This window comes from Catenulispora rubra, from assembly GCF_015356825.1.
Classification (GTDB): Bacteria; Actinomycetota; Actinomycetes; order Streptomycetales; family Catenulisporaceae; genus Catenulispora; species Catenulispora rubra.
Window position 1 is genome coordinate 1 of record NZ_JAACYW010000291.1, and the last position, 14311, is coordinate 14311.

Consider the following 14311-nt stretch of genomic DNA (forward strand, 5'->3'; position numbering starts at 1 on the left):
AGATGTTTATAAGAGACAGGGGTCCTCGGCCGATGACCAGTGCCACATACAGGAGCCCCAGGACGAAGCCCGAGACGTGGGCGAAGTACGCGACGTCCGTGGAGCCGGCCACTCCGATCGTCTGCTGGAACTCCGGCAGCTGCATCACGAACCAGAACCCCAGAACGAGCCAGGCCGGTACCCGCATAGGTAGGAACCACAGGAACGGGACCAGTAACGTCACCTTTGCCTGGGGGAACAGGTATACGTACGCCCCCAATACCGCCGCGATCGCTCCCGAGGCCCCTACCAGCGGTCCGGTGGCCGTCGGGTTCGCCCAGGCGAAGGCATAGGTGCTCGCCGCGCCGCCGATGACATAGAACGTCAGGAAGTGAAGGCGCCCCAGAACGTCTTCGATGTTGTTCCCGAAGATGTACAGGAAGAGCATGTTCCCCAGAAGGTGGATCCAGCCGGCGTGCACGAACATGGCGGTGAACACCGGCCACACCGGATTCCCATGGCCGTTCAGCAGCTGCGCCGGGATCGCGCCGTAGTGGTACAGGTATGCGTTCTCCCTGGCCTTTCGTGTCGCGTCCGGGTTCATGCCCGCGAACGCGATCGGCCCGGAAAGGAACACCACCACGTTCGCGATGATCAGACCGTAGGTGACGACGGAGGCCCGGGACACCGGGTTCTTGTCGTGAATGGGGATCACCACTGTTGCATCATGGCCCATCACGGTGCGCGCGGGAGATCCGAAACGCGGCGCGCAGGGCCTACCTTTAAGGGAGAGCTTGGTGTGGACGCATAAGCGCGGCCGATAAGGTCGGCGGATCAGGAACGATGTCCGGAGGACTCTCCGGCTAGGCGAGGGAGTGGGGCGACGTGAGCTCACCGGAGGGCGAACGTCTCACGATCACACTGCCGGACTCGGTCCGGCAGCGGGTCGTGGAGATCGCCTCCGAGGCGCTGGGCAAGCTCCCGGCCGCCGACGTCCCGGCCCCGCTGCGTCCGTTCGCCAAGTTCGCCCCCGCCAAACGCGCCAAAGCCGCGGCGATCCCCATGGCCGCGGCTCTGGAGAGCGACGGAGTGTTCCGCGCCCGGGTCGCCGAACGGGTGCGCGAAAGCTCCCCTGACCTGTCCGACTCCCTGTACGCCGGGGTGGTACCGGCCGCCGCGGACCCGCACGAGGTCGCGGCGGTCGCTTATGTGCTGCGTCCGCAGGGCTGGACCGGGATCGTCAAGGACGCTCTGGAGGCGGTTACCCAGGGGGCGCGGCTAGCCGCTGGAGAGGCTGCCGAGAACGAGGTCGCGCGACTCACTGCGGAACTCGCGGAAGTGCAGGAGACGGCGCGCTTGGCGGCCGACGGTTTAAGGGCCGCCCAGGAGGAGGCCCGCCGTGAGGGCGACCAGTTGCGGCGCAAGGTGCGGCAGCTGGAAGCCGACATGCGGCGTGCTCAGGCGGCCGCGCGGGCTGCGGAGACGGCGCTGGAGGCCGAACGCGCCTCCTCGGCATCTGCCGCGTCGGCCTCAGAGGCCGAACTAAGGCGCCTGCGGACGCGTCTGGCGGCCGCGGAGTCGGCGTTGGACACAGCGCGGCGTTCGGCCCGTTCAGGGCGCTCTGAAGGCGACATGCGGCTGCGGTTGCTGCTGGACACCGTGACCGGGGCGGTGAAGGGCATAGAGCGCGAGTTGGCGCTGCCGCCGACCGAGACGCGTCCGGCGGACACGGTCGGGGCGGCGTCTCCGGACTCTGTGGCGCCCTCGGACATGCCCATGCAGGGGCGCGCCAAGGACGACCCGGCGCTGTTGGACCAGTACTTGGCTCTGCCGATGGTGCACCTGGTGGTCGACGGATACAACGTCACCAAGACCGGCTACCCGACGTTGCCGCTGGCCGAGCAGCGGGTGCGGCTGGTCGGCGGGCTGGCGGCGCTGGCCGCGCGGACCGGGGCCGAGGTGACGTGCGTCTTCGACGGCGCCGCGCTGGACGGGCCGGTGCGGCTCACGCAGCCGCGCGGCGTGCGGGTGCTGTTCTCCGCGCCGGGGGAGATCGCCGACGAGCTGATCCGGCGCCTGGTGGCGGCCGAGCCGGCCGGGCGGCCGGTGGTGGTGGTGTCCTCGGACCGCGAGGTGGCCGAGGGGGTGCGGCGTTCGGGGGCGCGGCCGGTGCCGGCGTCGATGCTGCTCAATCGGCTCGCGCGGTCCTGAGGGCGGCGACTTGTCGCCAGATGTCTCATCTCTGATCCGCTCACCTATTTGAGTGGTTCATCCTTGCTCATCGGTGTCTGGTGGGTTTAGGTTCGTGCGCTGTTCCGCCGGTAATGTCCGGCGTGCCCTGATGCGGAGGTCATCACAGAATGGCGCCTCACAGTACGAAGCGATTAAAGAGGCACCGCGCCTCGGCCCTGCCCGCGCGGGGCCGTACCGTCGCCGCCGCGGCGCTGACCGCCGTGGCCGCCGCCGCGGGCGTGGTCGGCACGGCCGCCGCCGCACCGGTACCGGGGTCGCCGGCCGGCCCGGACGGCGACCGCTCGACGGTGCAGCAGCAGACGGTCAAGGGGCAGATCGCCGCGCTGTACCGCCAGGCCGACCAGCTGACGCAGACCTATGACGCCGCGCAGGAGCAGGCCGGCAAACTGACCCTGGCGGTCCAGCGCTCCCAGTCCGCACTCCAGGCGATGCAGGTCGACTACCAGCGCCAACGGGCCACCCTCGGCAGCATCGCCGCCGACCAGTACCGAGCCGGCGGCGTCGACGAAGAGCTGACCCTGATGCTCGCCGACCACCCGGACTCGTTCCTCAGCAACGAGGCCATGGCCTCCCGCCTCTCCGACGAACAGCGCCGCAAGATCGCCGAGGTGGTCGAGGAGCGCCGGCAGATCGTCCAGCTCCAACACGCCGCCGGCGACCAGCTCTCCGCCCTGAACGAGACCCGCGACGCCGCCGCGCAGTCCCGCGCCCAGGTGACGCAGCAGCTGCACAAGGCCCAGGCGCTCCTGGACACCCTGTCCGCACCCCAGCGCGCGGCGGCGGCTCAAGCCGAACTCGGCGCCGACCCCACCTCCGGCTTCGCCGGCCAGCAACTCGACCCCACCCTCATCGACCACACCGCACCGGCCCCCTCCGACCGAGCCCGCGCCGCGATCGAAGCCGCCCTGGCCGACCTCGGCAAGCCCTACGTCTTCGGCGCCGAGGGCCCCGACGCCTTCGACTGCAGCGGCCTGATCCAGAAGGTCTGGCGCCAGGCCGGCGTGGAACTCCCGCGCACGTCGTCGGAGCAGGCCCAGGCCGGGGCGCAGGTGCCGCTGTCGCAGATCCAGCCGGGCGACCTGGTGATCTACTACGCGGGGCGCAGCCACATCGGGATGTACGTGGGGGACGGGAAGATCATTCATGCTCCGCATCCCGGGGCCCAGGTGCGGATGGCGCCTTTGATGTCGATGCCGGTGAACACGGTGGTGCGGGTTTGAGTTTCGTCTGACCGACCGCACACCGGTGTCCTCGATCGCCTTCGGCCTGATCCTCGCAGCCTTTTCTGGCGGGAATGCGACACCTGGGCCTTGCTAGGTTGGTCCCATGAGGAAAGCCCCTGCTACCCGCCGTGTTGCGGCCGACGAACCGCTCGGCTTCGTGGTCGCTTCGGTGGGTAATGCGGCGGCGCTGGCTTTTGAGGCGGCGTTGGCGGAGGCGGATGTGCATCCGCGGCATTTTGCGGTGATGCGGGGGTTGCGTGACGGTCGGGAGCAGTCGCAGCAGCAGCTGGCCACTTCGTTGGGGATTCCGGCGAGTCGGCTGGTCGGGTTGTTGCAGGTGCTGATCGACCGGGGCTTCGTGGAGCGGCGGGAGGCGCCGCAGGACGCGCGGGCGAAGCTGGTGCGGCTGACGGATGCCGGGCGCGGGGAGTTGCAGCGGCTGTTCGGGCTGGCGGGGGAGTCGGAGGCGCGGTTGACCGCCGGGCTGAGCGCGCAGGATCAGGCCGAGCTGCGGCGGTTGCTGGACGTCGTGTACGGCAACGTGGCGTCCGAGAGCTCGCAGGTGGGGCCCGCTCGGGTCTGGTAGGCGTGGGCTGACGGTCCGCTCTCGGCGGCGGTTCCAGACCTACACGCTGCGGCGCGTCGGCCGGGGTTGGGAGTGCGTGGCGTTCCAGAACACTGAGATGAGCCGCCGCGCCAAGCGCGCCCATGCGAATTGACGCGGCCCGGCCACTCGCTTACTACGAACGCTGATACAAACCGTCGATCCGGCCACGGGCCAGCACCGGCCCGGCGGCCGCCAACACCTTGCGGGGCTGTGCTTCCTCCGCGCCGCCCTTGGAGCCGATGGCCAGCGGTTCGGCCAAGGCGAAGAGCTGGAACACGTACCGATGTGGACCGTGGCTCTTCGGCGGCGCCATCCCGATCCATCCACGTCCCGAGCCCGACCGCAGCAATCGCACGCCGCGGCCGGGGTTTTCCGCCGAAAGCGCGCCGTGTTCCAAGCCGGTCGCCGACGGCTCGATCAGCGCGAGTCCGTGCATGTACGGCGTCGCCATAGGCGCGTCAGGGTCCTCAATCACCAGCAGCAGCTCCGCCGTCCCCGACGGCACCGCCGACCAGGCCAACGCCGGCGACAGCTCCTCGCCGCCGAGCCGTTTCCCCGCGTGGATCTGCGGGATCGGCCCTCCGTCGAGGAAATCAGGGCTCGTCAATACAAGTGTTCCCGGGGCCTGAAGCCCCTCCGCGTCCCAAGCCAGTTCCACCGTCACTACCCCCTCCGCAACCGAGCCAGTTCCTCCGTGGCGCCGAGCTGCGACCGCTCGATGAACCGCAGCAGCACCCGCATCTCGTCGAGGGTGAACTCGGCGAGGTCGTCGTGCGACCGCGCCGTGAGCCCGTCGTAGTACGCGGCGATCCGCGCCAGCCCCTCGCTGGACGCCTCGATCAGCACGCGCCGCCGGTCCTCGGGGTCGTCCGTGCGCGTGATGCATCCGGCCGCGTCGAGCCGGTCGATCATGCGCGACACCGACCCCGGTGTCAGCCCGACCTCGCGCGCCAACTCGGCCGCCGTCGCAGGGCCCTGCACGTGCAGCACGTGCAGGCAGCCCAGGTCGCTGGCGGTGACGCCCATCCGCTCCGCGATCACGCGGTTCAGCTGCGAGATGGTGTTCACCCAGCTCGGCAACGCCGTCATCACGCGCTGCTCGAGCTCGCGGCGTGTGGCACGCGCCATCGGCCGACCCCCTCTCCGAGGCGGCTCAGCTTACGGAAAGATGTTGTGCAACGCAATCGTTGCGTCGAACACTCAGTGCGTCGCACACCGACCTCAAGCGGTAGAGCCGGCGCCGGCGGTCGCGGCAGGAGCAGCTCCCGGCCCGGGCAGGGCATCGATGTCGTCCGCGTGCATCGGCTCGCCGCAGTGCGCGCACCGCAGCTCCACATGGCTGATCTCCCCGCACGCATGGTGCCGGTACAGCACCGGCGGCCCGGCCTCCCCGGACAGCCACTTGTCGCCCCACGCCGTCATCACCATCAGCAGGTCGACCAGCTCGGTCCCCTTCTGCGTCAGGTGGTACTCGTACCGCGGCCGCTGGTCGTACGGCCGCCGCTCCAGCACCCCCTGCTCGACCAGGTACCCCAGCCGCTCGGTCAGCACCTTGCGGGAGATCCCCAGGTCGGCCTGGATCTGGTCGAAGCGCCGGAGCCCGACCCACACGTCTCGCAGGACCAGCGGCGACCAGGGCTCCCCGATCACGTCGAGCGTGCGCGCGACCGAGCACGCGGCCAGTTCTTCGCTGAAGTTCGTGCGCTGCATACGGTCAGTCTAGCGCTCGGGGTTCCCTCAGGGAACCCAAGGTGATACGGTTCACTCAGCGATAGGGTCTCTTAAGGGAACTCCAGAGGGGGACACCGCCATGGGAAAGGTCTTCACCGCCCTCGCCGTCTCGGTCGACGGTTACATCACCGGCCGCGGCAGCCCGCACGAGAACGTGCCGCTGGTCCTGCTCAGCCATCGCACGGATGGCATCACCCACCTTCGTTATGAGGTCCAGAAATGAAGCTCGACCCCGAAATCCGCCGCATCCTCGATGCCGCCCCGCTCGTGCACCTCGCCACGGTCCTGCCCGACGGCGCCCCGCACTCGGTCACCATCTGGGCCGCCCCGCACGGCGACCGCATCGCGATCCTCACCGGCCCGGACAGTCTCAAGGCCCGCAACATGCGCCGCGACCCGCGCGTGGCCCTGTCGCTGACCCCGGCCGACGCCCCCAACCTGCCGGTCGCCATCCGCGGCCGGGTGGTGGAGTGGGTTGAGGGCGACGCGGCCTGGGAGATCATCGACCCGATCGCGATGAAGTACATCGGGCAGCCTTACGACCGCGGTATGGACCGCGTCGTGCTGCTCATCGAGCCCGAGCGGCAGACCGTGGGAGTGGGCTGATACGTCACCAGCCGAGGTCGCCCTCGCGATCGACGAACCGCCCCGAACCGGCCCCCGGCCCCTCGGTGGCGAGCGCGACGATCGCGTCGGTGCCCTCGGTAACGGTCTGAAAACCGCGGTTGTCGTTCAGATCGGTCGCGGTGTAGCCCGGGTCGGCGGCGTTGATCCGGATGTCGGGCAGCGCCTTGGCGTACTGCGTGGTGAGCATCGTCAACGCAGCCTTCGACGCGCAGTACAGCGGCGCGACCACCTTGGACTCGACGCGCTCCGGATCGTGGGTGAACGACAGGGAACCCATGCCGCTGCTGACGTTGACGATCGCCGGGTCCGCCGACTTGCGCAGCAACGGCAGGAACGCCGAGATCGTCCGGACCGCACCGGCCACGTTGGTGTCGAGCACGGCGAGCGCGCCGGCTCCGGTCAGGGAACCGGGATCGCCGAAGGGGCCGTGGATCCCGGCGTTGTTGATCAGCACGTCGATCCGGCCCTCGTGGCCTGCGACGTCCGCCGCTGCGGCCGTGACGGACGCGTCGTCGGTGACGTCTATCTGCACGAAGCGCGCGCCGAGCGCATCGGCGGCGACCTGACCCAGCTGAGCGTCCCGAGCGCCGAGCAGCACCGTGTGTCCGAGCCCGATGAGGCGCCAGGCCGCCTCGTGGCCGAGCCCCTTGTTCGCACCGGTGATGAAGATGATTGCCATGGCTTCATGATTCGCCCGCGGCGATACGGCGGCCAGGATCAGCTCAACGGTAGGAACGGCAGTACCACCCTTGAGCAGGCCACGCGGCTCGGCGGTGAGCGACTATGGAGTACGTGAGCACTCCACCGGCAGCCGACCTCGGCGCGACGATCCGCACGTGGCGCGACCGCCTGCCGCCGTCCGCGCTGGCGCTCCCGTCGGGCCGCGCACGCCGGGCCGCCGGCCTGCGCCGGGAAGAGCTCGCCGAACTGGCCGGGGTGTCCGTGGACTATCTGGTCCGGCTGGAGCAGGGCCGGGCCACGACGCCGTCGGCCCCGGTCGTGGCGTCGCTCGCGCGGGCCCTGCACCTGACGGTCGCCGAACGCGACCACCTCTACCGCCTGGCGCACCTGGTCCCGCCGACCGACGACATGATCAGCGACCACATCCCGCCCGGCGTGCACCGCGTGCTCAGCCGCCTCGGGGACACGGCGGTCGCGGTGTTCGCCGCGGACTGGGAGCTGGTGTGGTGGAACCGGGGCTGGGCCGCGCTGCTCGGCGACCCGGCCGCGACCGCGCCCCGGCTGCGCAACTTCGCGCGCAGCAAGTTCCCGGTCGGGGCGGAGGCGGCGCGCCTGGCGCACTGGCCGGTTAACGAGTCCGATCCCGACATGGTCGATCGCGCCGTGGTCGCCGATCTGCGGCGGGCCACCGGGAGGTTCCCGAAGGACCGGCGGCTGGCCGGGCTGATCGCGGATCTGAGCGCGGGCAACGCCCGGTTCGCCGAGCTGTGGGCCTCCGGCACGGTCGGCGCGCATCGCGAGGACCTCAAGACGATCGAGCATCCGTCGGTGGGCACTGTGACAGTGAACTGCGATGTGTTGGGCGACGGCGACACCGAGCTGAAGATCGTGGTCATGACGGCGGCGCCGGGCAGCGAGGACGAGACCAAGCTGCGGCTGGCCGTGATCGCCGGCGCCGCGACCGCCGCTCCCGCCGACGTGCCGATCAGCTGAGGAGCCGCTGGCGACTGGCCGACGATCAACTGGCGATCAGCTGGTGGGGCCGTCGCCTGTCGCCGAGTCGGCCGCCGTCGGGTTGTCTGCTGCTTCCGGGTCGCCCTCGGCCTTCTCGATCGGGAAGAAGATCGGGCTGAGCAGGTACAGCCCGCGATCCGGCGCCGGCTCGTTCTCGGCCCGCGCCAGGATGCCGGCCTGCATCTCCTCGACCATCTCCGCGAGCTCCGCGGGGCTGAGCCACAACGGGATCTGGCGGTAGCCGACCGAGTCGGCGGTGGGGTCGGCGCCGGCGCCGTCGAGGTAGCCGTTGAACGACGCGAGCAGCGCCGCGACGGCGGCGGCGAAGGCCCGGCGGTGGTCGTCCACGGTCATCCCGGCGGCGTCTTCGGGCCCGATGCGCGTCCGCGCGCCGCGCAGGCGGTAGCGGCGTTCGACCGCGCCATGGACGCGCTGCTCGTCGACCACGTCCAGAACGCCGTTGTCGGCCAGCAGGCCGACGTGCCGGTAGATCGTCGTCTTCGGCACGTCCGGCAGCTGCTCGCACAGGTCGGCCGTGGTGCGGACCCGGCCGCCGGCCATGGCGTGCACGATGCGGAGCCGGACGGGGTGCAGCAGGAGGGTGAGCGTGTCCACGGGCTGCATGTTTCCATATCTGGTACCGTTCCCATAGTTGGGAATGCAGACGAGGGGAGCCCACGATGACCGATCCGACCGATCCGACCGATCCGACCGATCCGACCGATCCGACCGATCCGAACGCCGAACTGCCCGCGCCGTTCGGCCAGCGGTATGAGGTGAACGGCCACGGCCTGCAGACGTACCGGACCGGTGAAGGGGACACCACAGTGGTGCTCTTGCCCGGCGGCGGCTCCGTCGGCCTGGACATGTGGCGCGTCCAGGAAGGGATCGCACAGTTCGCGACCGTCCTGAACTACGACCGCGGCGGCACCGGCTGGAGCAGCCGCGAGGTCAAGATCCCGCGCGGCCTGCGCGAAGTCACCGACGAACTGCACGAACTGCTGCGCGTCGCCGACGTCGCAGGGCCCTGCATCCTCGTCGGCCACTCGCTCGGAGGTCTCTACGCGCGGTACTTCGCCGCCCGCCACCCCGAGCAGGTCGCGGGCCTGGTCCTGGTCGAGCCGGGGCACGAGGACTTCCGAAAGTACATGCCCAAGGAGCTGACCGACGTCTGGGACTCCTTCGATCCGGACAACGCCGTGCCCGGCGAGATCCCGCAGGAAATCAGGGATTTCTACCGCGGCCTGTTCCAGGAAGCGATGGCGGACTTCCCGGACGAGATCCGCGAACCGCTGGTCGCCAACCACGTCCATCCCGGCTGGCTGCGGATCGGCATCCGGGAGGGCTCGAACGTCAAGGCGCTGGGGGAGGAGATGCGTGCTGCGGCGGATCGCGTCCCGGACGTCCCCACGGTGATCCTGACCGCGACGGGAATCGACGCGTTCAAGCGCGCGGTCTCGACGGGCATGCCGGAGGAGCTGCTGGCGGCCGAGACCGCCGGCAAGCTGCGGCTGTACGACGAGGTGGCCGCGTCGTTCTCGCAGGGGGAGAACCGGCAGGTCGAGGGTGTCGGGCACGTGACGCTGGTGATGCAACGTCCCGACGCCGTGGTCGAGGCCGTGAGAGACCTGCACCCCGCCGGCCGTCGCTGAACCTCAATCCGGCCATGCCCGGCGACCACCGGTTTTGCGCGACGCTTCCTCCCGGATCCGCCCCCTGGCGTTTCCCCAGAGATAGCATCCCCTTTAGGGTGGGCCTCTATGAAGCCACTGGGGTTATCCGATCCGCGGCGGATCGGACCCTACCGGATCTTCGCTCAGCTCGGGCGCGGCGGTATGGGGAGGGTCTTCCTGGCCGGGGCGCCGGACGGGCGGCTCGTGGCGCTCAAGCTCGTGCACGTGCAGCACGTCGAGGAGCCCGGGTTCCGGGAGCGCTTCCGGCGCGAGGTGGCCGCTTCGCGCCGGGTCTCCGGCGCTTACACCGCGCCGGTGGTCGACGCCGACGTGGAGACCGAGATCCCCTGGCTGGTCACGGTGTTCGTGCCGGGGCCGTCGCTGCGCGAGGCGATCGACGCCGCCGGGCCGCTGCCCGCGGACACCGCCGTACGGCTGGCCGCGGGGCTCGCCACCGCGCTCGGCGAGATCCACGCCGCCGGGCTCGTGCACCGCGACCTGAAGCCCTCCAACGTGCTGCTGGCCGCCGACGGCCCGCGGGTCATCGACTTCGGCGTGGCGCGCGTCACCGACGGCGCCACCAGCGAGCTCACGCACACCGGCTGGCTGGTCGGCTCGCCCGGCTACATGTCGCCGGAGCAGGCCGAGAGCAAGCCGCTGACGCCGGCCAGCGACATCTTCTCGCTCGGCGCGGTGGTGTACATGGCGTGCACCGGCACCGAGCCGTTCATGGGCGCCTCGACCCCGGCCACGCTGTACAGCGTCGTGCACGCCGAGCCCGATCTGGAGCCGGTGCCCGAGCAGCTGCGCGAGGTCATCGCGGCCTGCCTGGCCAAGGACCCGGCCGCGCGCCCGACGCCGGAGCAGGTGCTGGCGCAGCTCGGCGACGTGCCGGCGGTGACCCGGACCTGGCCGGACGCCGTGCACGCGCTGATCACCGAGCAGCACGAGGCGGTCGTGGCCGCGCTGCGCGACGGCGGCGCGCCGGAGGACGTCGCCGTGGTGCCGCTGCTGGCCGCGATCTCTGACACCGGCGCCGACGCTAACACTGACACCGCCACCGGGGCCGGGGCCGGGGCCGCCGAGCCCCCGACCTCGGTCCGGCCCGGCGCGGAGGGCTCGACGGTCGTCGGCGACCACAGCGAACACAGCGATCGCCGCACGCGCCGTCCGAGACGGGCGGTCACCGCGGTCCTGGCCGTGGCGGCGCTCGCCGTGGGCGGCACGGCGGCGGCCCTGGTCACGACGACCAGCTCCGCCTCCTCGCAGACCGGCGCGGAAGCACCGGCGTCCAGTTCGGCGACCCCCGAGCCGGGTGCTCGGACGTCGTCGGACGCGGCGGGCTCCCCGTCCGTGTCCCGGCCGGATTCGCAGGCCCCGGCGACCGCCGGCTCGACGAGCCCGAACGTGGCGCCGACCGACATTCCGGTGACGGCTCCGTCGACGGCTCCGTCGTCGAAGGACACGGCGCCGAACCCGCCGTGCCTCACGAACAAAGAGGCTTTCACCCTCGCCGGGCAGAAGAACGGCGGCACGCTTCCCTCCGACGCGAAGGTCACTGTCGAGAAGTGCGACCAGGGTTGGGCCGGCGCCCGGATCGCATCGGTGACTTTCGGCGACGCCGTGGCCGTCTACGAATACGACGGCGCGCAGTGGACCGGGGTGGATCTCGGAACAGCGATCTGCGAAGGCGTGGTGCGAGGGGCGCCCTCCGACGTCCGCAAATCCATCGGCTGCTGAGCCGCTGCCACTACTCCTGCTGCTCCTGCTCCTACATCTGCTTCAGCACGGCCTGCTTGGCCGTCGCGAACTCCTCGTCGGTGAGGATGCCGTCGTGGTGCAGACCGCCCAGCTCCCGCAGCCGACGCAGCAACGCGTCGTGGTCGGAAGCGGCGGCGGGCGCGGTCGACTCCGGCGTCTCAGGGCTCGCATTCGGGTGCGGCATCCGCCCCACGATCGCGGCGGCCAGCACCGCGCTGTTGCCGCTCTCCTTCTTCGTCCCCCACAGCGCCAGGCAGTTCGGGTCCAGCCGCGGGTTCGTCGAGACGATCCCGGCGTCCCCGCGCACCCGGAAGCGGATCCAGCCCCAGTCCATCCCGACCGCGGGCCGCCATTCCACGCCTTCCAGCGCCGCCACCGGCCACGTGCGGTTCCCGGCCGAGCGCTTCTTCCCGTCGGCCAGCCAGCCCCACTCCAGGCGCACCGTGTCGCCGTCGAAGGAGGCGGTGCCGTCGTTCCCGTTGGCGGAGATCGGCACCGACGGCGGCGCCATCAGGTAGCGGTCGGTCGGCTCGGCGGGGATCTTCGCCACGCTCAGCGCGTCACGCACCTCGTCGGCGAAGTACTCTGCGACGCCGCCGCGTTCCACCGGTACTTCCAGCTGGTAGGGGTCGGCGTCGTCGGCGAGCCGGCCGTCGCAGGCCTGCAACAGCGGATCGGCGCCGACGCGTAACCGGAGGCGGATGCGGCCCGCGCCGTTCTTCGCCTTCTTCCCGGCCTCGAAAGCGATTCCGGTCAACGCCTCCAGCGGTACCGCGATCTCGCCCAGCGCCGAGCGCAGCCGCGCAACGTCCTTTTCGTGACCGGGCACGATGCGGACCACGTCGCCGTCGAAGGTCCACGTCCCGTTCTTCCCGATGAGCTCGGCCATGGCCCCGATTACATCAGACTGCGTTTTCCCGCGTCCCGCCGCGCTTGTTGTTGTCCCCGAGCATGAAGCGCAGCACTTGCGCGTACTCGTCCTTCACCCGGGCCTTGTCCGATTCCGGGGTCAGCGCCAGCTCGATCCCGGCCGCGCCGAGCAGCTGGAACACCGCGCGCGCCATCGTGCCGGCCGGGAGCGGAGGCAAAGCGCCCGCGTCGATCAGGGCTTTGATGGTCCGCTCGATCAACCCGAAGGCGTACTGCTCCTCGCTGGCCTTCCAGTCCGACCAGCCCAGTGCCACCGGCGCCTCCTGCCACACCAACCGGCCGTACTCCGGCTCGCAGCAGCACTCCAGGAACTCCTCCAACGCGGCCTCGGCGGCGGCGCGGACGTCGTCGGCGTGCACCGCGGCGGCGGCCTCGACGCGCTTGAGCATCTCGGCCTCGGCCTGTTCGTGCACCGCGCGGAACAGCGCCGTCTTGTTGGCGAAGTGGTGGTACACCGCGCCGCGCGTGGCCTGGATGTCGGCGGCGACGTCCTCCAGTGCCGTGCCGGCGAAGCCGTGCTCTGCGAAGCGGCGCGCGGCGGCCTCCAGCAGAGCCGCGCGGGTCGCTTCCGAGTACTGCTCGCGCCTGCTCTTGACACCGGACATGCCCAGAGCATACGACATACACAGTGTATGTTTCCGACTCTGAGTATCCGAGGTGTGTCCCATGACCGATCTCGAACCGCTCTTCAACCCCTTCGCGCCGGGATACACGGACAACCCGTACCCGTCCTACCGCCGGCTCCGGGCCGAAGAGCCCGTCCACGAGCACCCCTTCGGCTTCTGGGTCCTGTCCCGGCACGACGACGTCTCCGCGCTCCTTCGCTCGGCCAACTCCGTCGACTACCGAAACTCCGCCGAGGACAGCGCGGCGCGACTCCAGGCCGACGCCATGATCGAGGCCGCAGGGCCCGTGACCGGGGACACCCTCGACGCCTACGGCATGTCCATGCTCGACCGCGACCCGCCGGACCACACCCGGCTGCGCGGCCTGGTCTCGAAGGTCTTCACCCCGCGGTCGGTGGCCGCGCTGGAGCCGTTCGTCACCGAGCTCGTGGACGCCGCCCTGGACCGGCTCGCCGACGCCGGCGGCGGCGACCTGATCGAGGCCGTCGCCTTCCCGATCCCGTTCGCCGTCATCTCCCGGATGCTCGGCATCCCCGACACCGATCACGTGCGGATCAGGGAGCTGAGCGGCCTGCTGGTCCGGACGCTGGAGCCGATAGGCGACCCGGAGCTGCTCGGCGAGATCAACCGGGCGCGCCTGGAGATGCAGGACATCGTCAGGGGCCTGATCGCCTACAAGCGCGAGCACCCCGGCGAGGATCTGCTGACCGCGCTGATCGCCGCCGAGCAGGACGGCGACCGGCTCTCCGACGAGGAGCTGGTGGCGCAGGTGATACTGCTGTACGTCGCCGGCCACGAGACCACGGTCAACCTGATCGGCAACGGCACGCTGGCCCTGCTGAACGCCCCCGAGGAGCTGAAGAAGCTGCGCGAGGCGCCGGAGCTGGCCGTCAACGCCGTTGAGGAAATGCTGCGCTACGACAGCCCGGTGCAGCAGTCGCGGCGGATCATCCTGGAGCCGTACGAGGTGCGCGGCAGGCTGATCCCGAAGGGCGCGTTCGTCATCGCCGGCCTGGCCGCGGCCAACCGCGACGAGGCGTACTGGGGCCCGGACGCCGACGAGCTGCACCTGGACCGTGCCAACGCGCGCAACCACGTGGCCTTCGGCGGCGGCCCGCACCACTGCCTCGGCGCGGCGCTGGCCCGCCTGGAGGCCCGGGTCGCGGTCGAGCGGATGGTGGCGCGATTCCCGGGGCTGGGGCTGGG

17 protein-coding genes are annotated in these 14311 nt (G+C 70.8%); 9 read left to right on the forward strand and 8 right to left on the reverse strand.

Annotation, left to right across the window (positions count from 1 at the left end):
• Positions 1-697 (reverse strand): rhomboid family intramembrane serine protease (locus tag GWK61_RS44615; RefSeq protein WP_194918573.1); only part of this gene is annotated, 697 nt, incomplete at its 3' end.
• A gap of 167 nt (positions 698-864) precedes the next feature.
• On the opposite strand from GWK61_RS44615, the gene GWK61_RS44620 reads away from it, so the two are divergent.
• The 3 genes from GWK61_RS44620 (at position 865) to GWK61_RS44630 (ending at position 4041) form a co-directional block, all read left to right on the forward strand.
• Complete coding sequence (locus tag GWK61_RS44620; RefSeq protein WP_194918575.1) at positions 865-2190, forward strand: NYN domain-containing protein; 1326 nt, start codon at positions 865-867, stop codon at positions 2188-2190.
• A 149-nt stretch (positions 2191-2339) separates the two neighbouring features.
• A complete protein-coding gene (locus GWK61_RS44625; protein ID WP_194918578.1) occupies positions 2340-3452 on the forward strand; it encodes a C40 family peptidase in 1113 nt (370 codons plus the stop codon).
• A gap of 106 nt (positions 3453-3558) precedes the next feature.
• On the forward strand, positions 3559-4041 hold the full coding sequence (locus GWK61_RS44630; protein ID WP_194918580.1) for a MarR family winged helix-turn-helix transcriptional regulator: 483 nt from the start codon (positions 3559-3561) through the stop codon (positions 4039-4041).
• 154 nt (positions 4042-4195) lie between these two features.
• Here the strand turns inward: GWK61_RS44630 and GWK61_RS44635 are convergent, their stop codons facing one another.
• From GWK61_RS44635 to GWK61_RS44645, 3 genes are all read right to left on the reverse strand, one after another.
• Positions 4196-4726, reverse strand: coding sequence for a YbhB/YbcL family Raf kinase inhibitor-like protein (locus tag GWK61_RS44635; protein ID WP_323748038.1), 531 nt, complete (start codon positions 4724-4726; stop codon positions 4196-4198).
• Positions 4726-5190, reverse strand: a complete 465-nt coding sequence (locus tag GWK61_RS44640; protein ID WP_194918582.1) for a MarR family winged helix-turn-helix transcriptional regulator — start codon at positions 5188-5190, stop codon at positions 4726-4728. Before GWK61_RS44640 ends, GWK61_RS44635 begins: the two co-directional genes overlap by 1 nt.
• A gap of 93 nt (positions 5191-5283) precedes the next feature.
• Positions 5284-5772, reverse strand: coding sequence for a winged helix-turn-helix transcriptional regulator (locus tag GWK61_RS44645; RefSeq protein ID WP_194918584.1), 489 nt, complete (start codon positions 5770-5772; stop codon positions 5284-5286).
• A gap of 100 nt (positions 5773-5872) precedes the next feature.
• Between GWK61_RS44645 and GWK61_RS44650 the strand changes: the two genes are divergently transcribed.
• On the forward strand, positions 5873-6016 hold the full coding sequence (locus GWK61_RS44650) for a hypothetical protein (protein ID WP_194918586.1): 144 nt from the start codon (positions 5873-5875) through the stop codon (positions 6014-6016).
• Positions 6013-6399, forward strand: a complete 387-nt coding sequence (locus tag GWK61_RS44655; RefSeq protein WP_194918588.1) for a pyridoxamine 5'-phosphate oxidase family protein — start codon at positions 6013-6015, stop codon at positions 6397-6399. The genes GWK61_RS44650 and GWK61_RS44655 overlap by 4 nt, the downstream gene beginning before the upstream one ends.
• 4 nt (positions 6400-6403) lie before the next feature.
• Here GWK61_RS44655 and GWK61_RS44660 read toward each other — a convergent pair whose 3' ends face one another.
• A complete protein-coding gene (locus tag GWK61_RS44660) occupies positions 6404-7099 on the reverse strand; it encodes an SDR family NAD(P)-dependent oxidoreductase (RefSeq protein ID WP_194918590.1) in 696 nt (231 codons plus the stop codon).
• Positions 7100-7203: 104 nt separating this feature from the next.
• Between GWK61_RS44660 and GWK61_RS44665 the strand changes: the two genes are divergently transcribed.
• Positions 7204-8094, forward strand: coding sequence for a helix-turn-helix transcriptional regulator (locus GWK61_RS44665; protein ID WP_194918593.1), 891 nt, complete (start codon positions 7204-7206; stop codon positions 8092-8094).
• Positions 8095-8130: 36 nt separating this feature from the next.
• Here the strand turns inward: GWK61_RS44665 and GWK61_RS44670 are convergent, their stop codons facing one another.
• Positions 8131-8730 carry a helix-turn-helix domain-containing protein gene (locus GWK61_RS44670; protein ID WP_194918595.1) on the reverse strand — a complete coding sequence of 200 codons (600 nt, stop codon included), beginning with the start codon at positions 8728-8730 and terminating at the stop codon, positions 8131-8133.
• A gap of 65 nt (positions 8731-8795) precedes the next feature.
• On the opposite strand from GWK61_RS44670, the gene GWK61_RS44675 reads away from it, so the two are divergent.
• Together GWK61_RS44675 and GWK61_RS57635 are read left to right on the forward strand one after the other, a co-directional pair.
• A complete protein-coding gene (locus GWK61_RS44675) occupies positions 8796-9767 on the forward strand; it encodes an alpha/beta hydrolase (RefSeq protein ID WP_194918597.1) in 972 nt (323 codons plus the stop codon).
• A 108-nt stretch (positions 9768-9875) separates the two neighbouring features.
• On the forward strand, positions 9876-11528 hold the full coding sequence (locus GWK61_RS57635; protein WP_228563973.1) for a serine/threonine-protein kinase: 1653 nt from the start codon (positions 9876-9878) through the stop codon (positions 11526-11528).
• Positions 11529-11559: 31 nt separating this feature from the next.
• Here GWK61_RS57635 and GWK61_RS44685 read toward each other — a convergent pair whose 3' ends face one another.
• Both GWK61_RS44685 and GWK61_RS44690 read right to left on the reverse strand, forming a co-directional pair.
• Entirely contained in the window at positions 11560-12438 is an 879-nt protein-coding gene (locus GWK61_RS44685; RefSeq protein WP_194918599.1) for a DUF4429 domain-containing protein, read from the reverse strand.
• Between the two features lie 13 nt (positions 12439-12451).
• Positions 12452-13084 (reverse strand): TetR/AcrR family transcriptional regulator, encoded by a 633-nt coding sequence (locus GWK61_RS44690; protein ID WP_228563974.1) that lies wholly within the window; start codon positions 13082-13084, stop codon positions 12452-12454.
• A gap of 61 nt (positions 13085-13145) precedes the next feature.
• Between GWK61_RS44690 and GWK61_RS44695 the strand changes: the two genes are divergently transcribed.
• Positions 13146-14311, forward strand: a 1166-nt coding sequence (locus GWK61_RS44695) for a cytochrome P450 (RefSeq protein WP_194918603.1), incomplete at its 3' end; no start/stop codon positions are given.

Excerpts from the sequence above, each read along its gene's own strand:
- GWK61_RS44650 (WP_194918586.1), top strand. The coding sequence starts at position 5,873 with ATGGGAAAGGTCTTCACCGCCCTCGCCGTCTCGGTCGACGGTTACATC.
- GWK61_RS57635 (WP_228563973.1), top strand. The coding sequence starts at position 9,876 with ATGAAGCCACTGGGGTTATCCGATCCGCGGCGGATCGGACCCTACCGG.
- GWK61_RS44640 (WP_194918582.1), bottom strand. The coding sequence starts at position 5,190 with ATGGCGCGTGCCACACGCCGCGAGCTCGAGCAGCGCGTGATGACGGCG.
- GWK61_RS44630 (WP_194918580.1), top strand. The coding sequence starts at position 3,559 with ATGAGGAAAGCCCCTGCTACCCGCCGTGTTGCGGCCGACGAACCGCTC.
- GWK61_RS44675 (WP_194918597.1), top strand. The coding sequence starts at position 8,796 with ATGACCGATCCGACCGATCCGACCGATCCGACCGATCCGACCGATCCG.
- GWK61_RS44660 (WP_194918590.1), bottom strand. The coding sequence starts at position 7,099 with ATGGCAATCATCTTCATCACCGGTGCGAACAAGGGGCTCGGCCACGAG.
- GWK61_RS44645 (WP_194918584.1), bottom strand. The coding sequence starts at position 5,772 with ATGCAGCGCACGAACTTCAGCGAAGAACTGGCCGCGTGCTCGGTCGCG.
- GWK61_RS44625 (WP_194918578.1), top strand. The coding sequence starts at position 2,340 with ATGGCGCCTCACAGTACGAAGCGATTAAAGAGGCACCGCGCCTCGGCC.
- GWK61_RS44685 (WP_194918599.1), bottom strand. The coding sequence starts at position 12,438 with ATGGCCGAGCTCATCGGGAAGAACGGGACGTGGACCTTCGACGGCGAC.
- GWK61_RS44655 (WP_194918588.1), top strand. The coding sequence starts at position 6,013 with ATGAAGCTCGACCCCGAAATCCGCCGCATCCTCGATGCCGCCCCGCTC.
- GWK61_RS44665 (WP_194918593.1), top strand. The coding sequence starts at position 7,204 with ATGGAGTACGTGAGCACTCCACCGGCAGCCGACCTCGGCGCGACGATC.
- GWK61_RS44690 (WP_228563974.1), bottom strand. The coding sequence starts at position 13,084 with ATGTCCGGTGTCAAGAGCAGGCGCGAGCAGTACTCGGAAGCGACCCGC.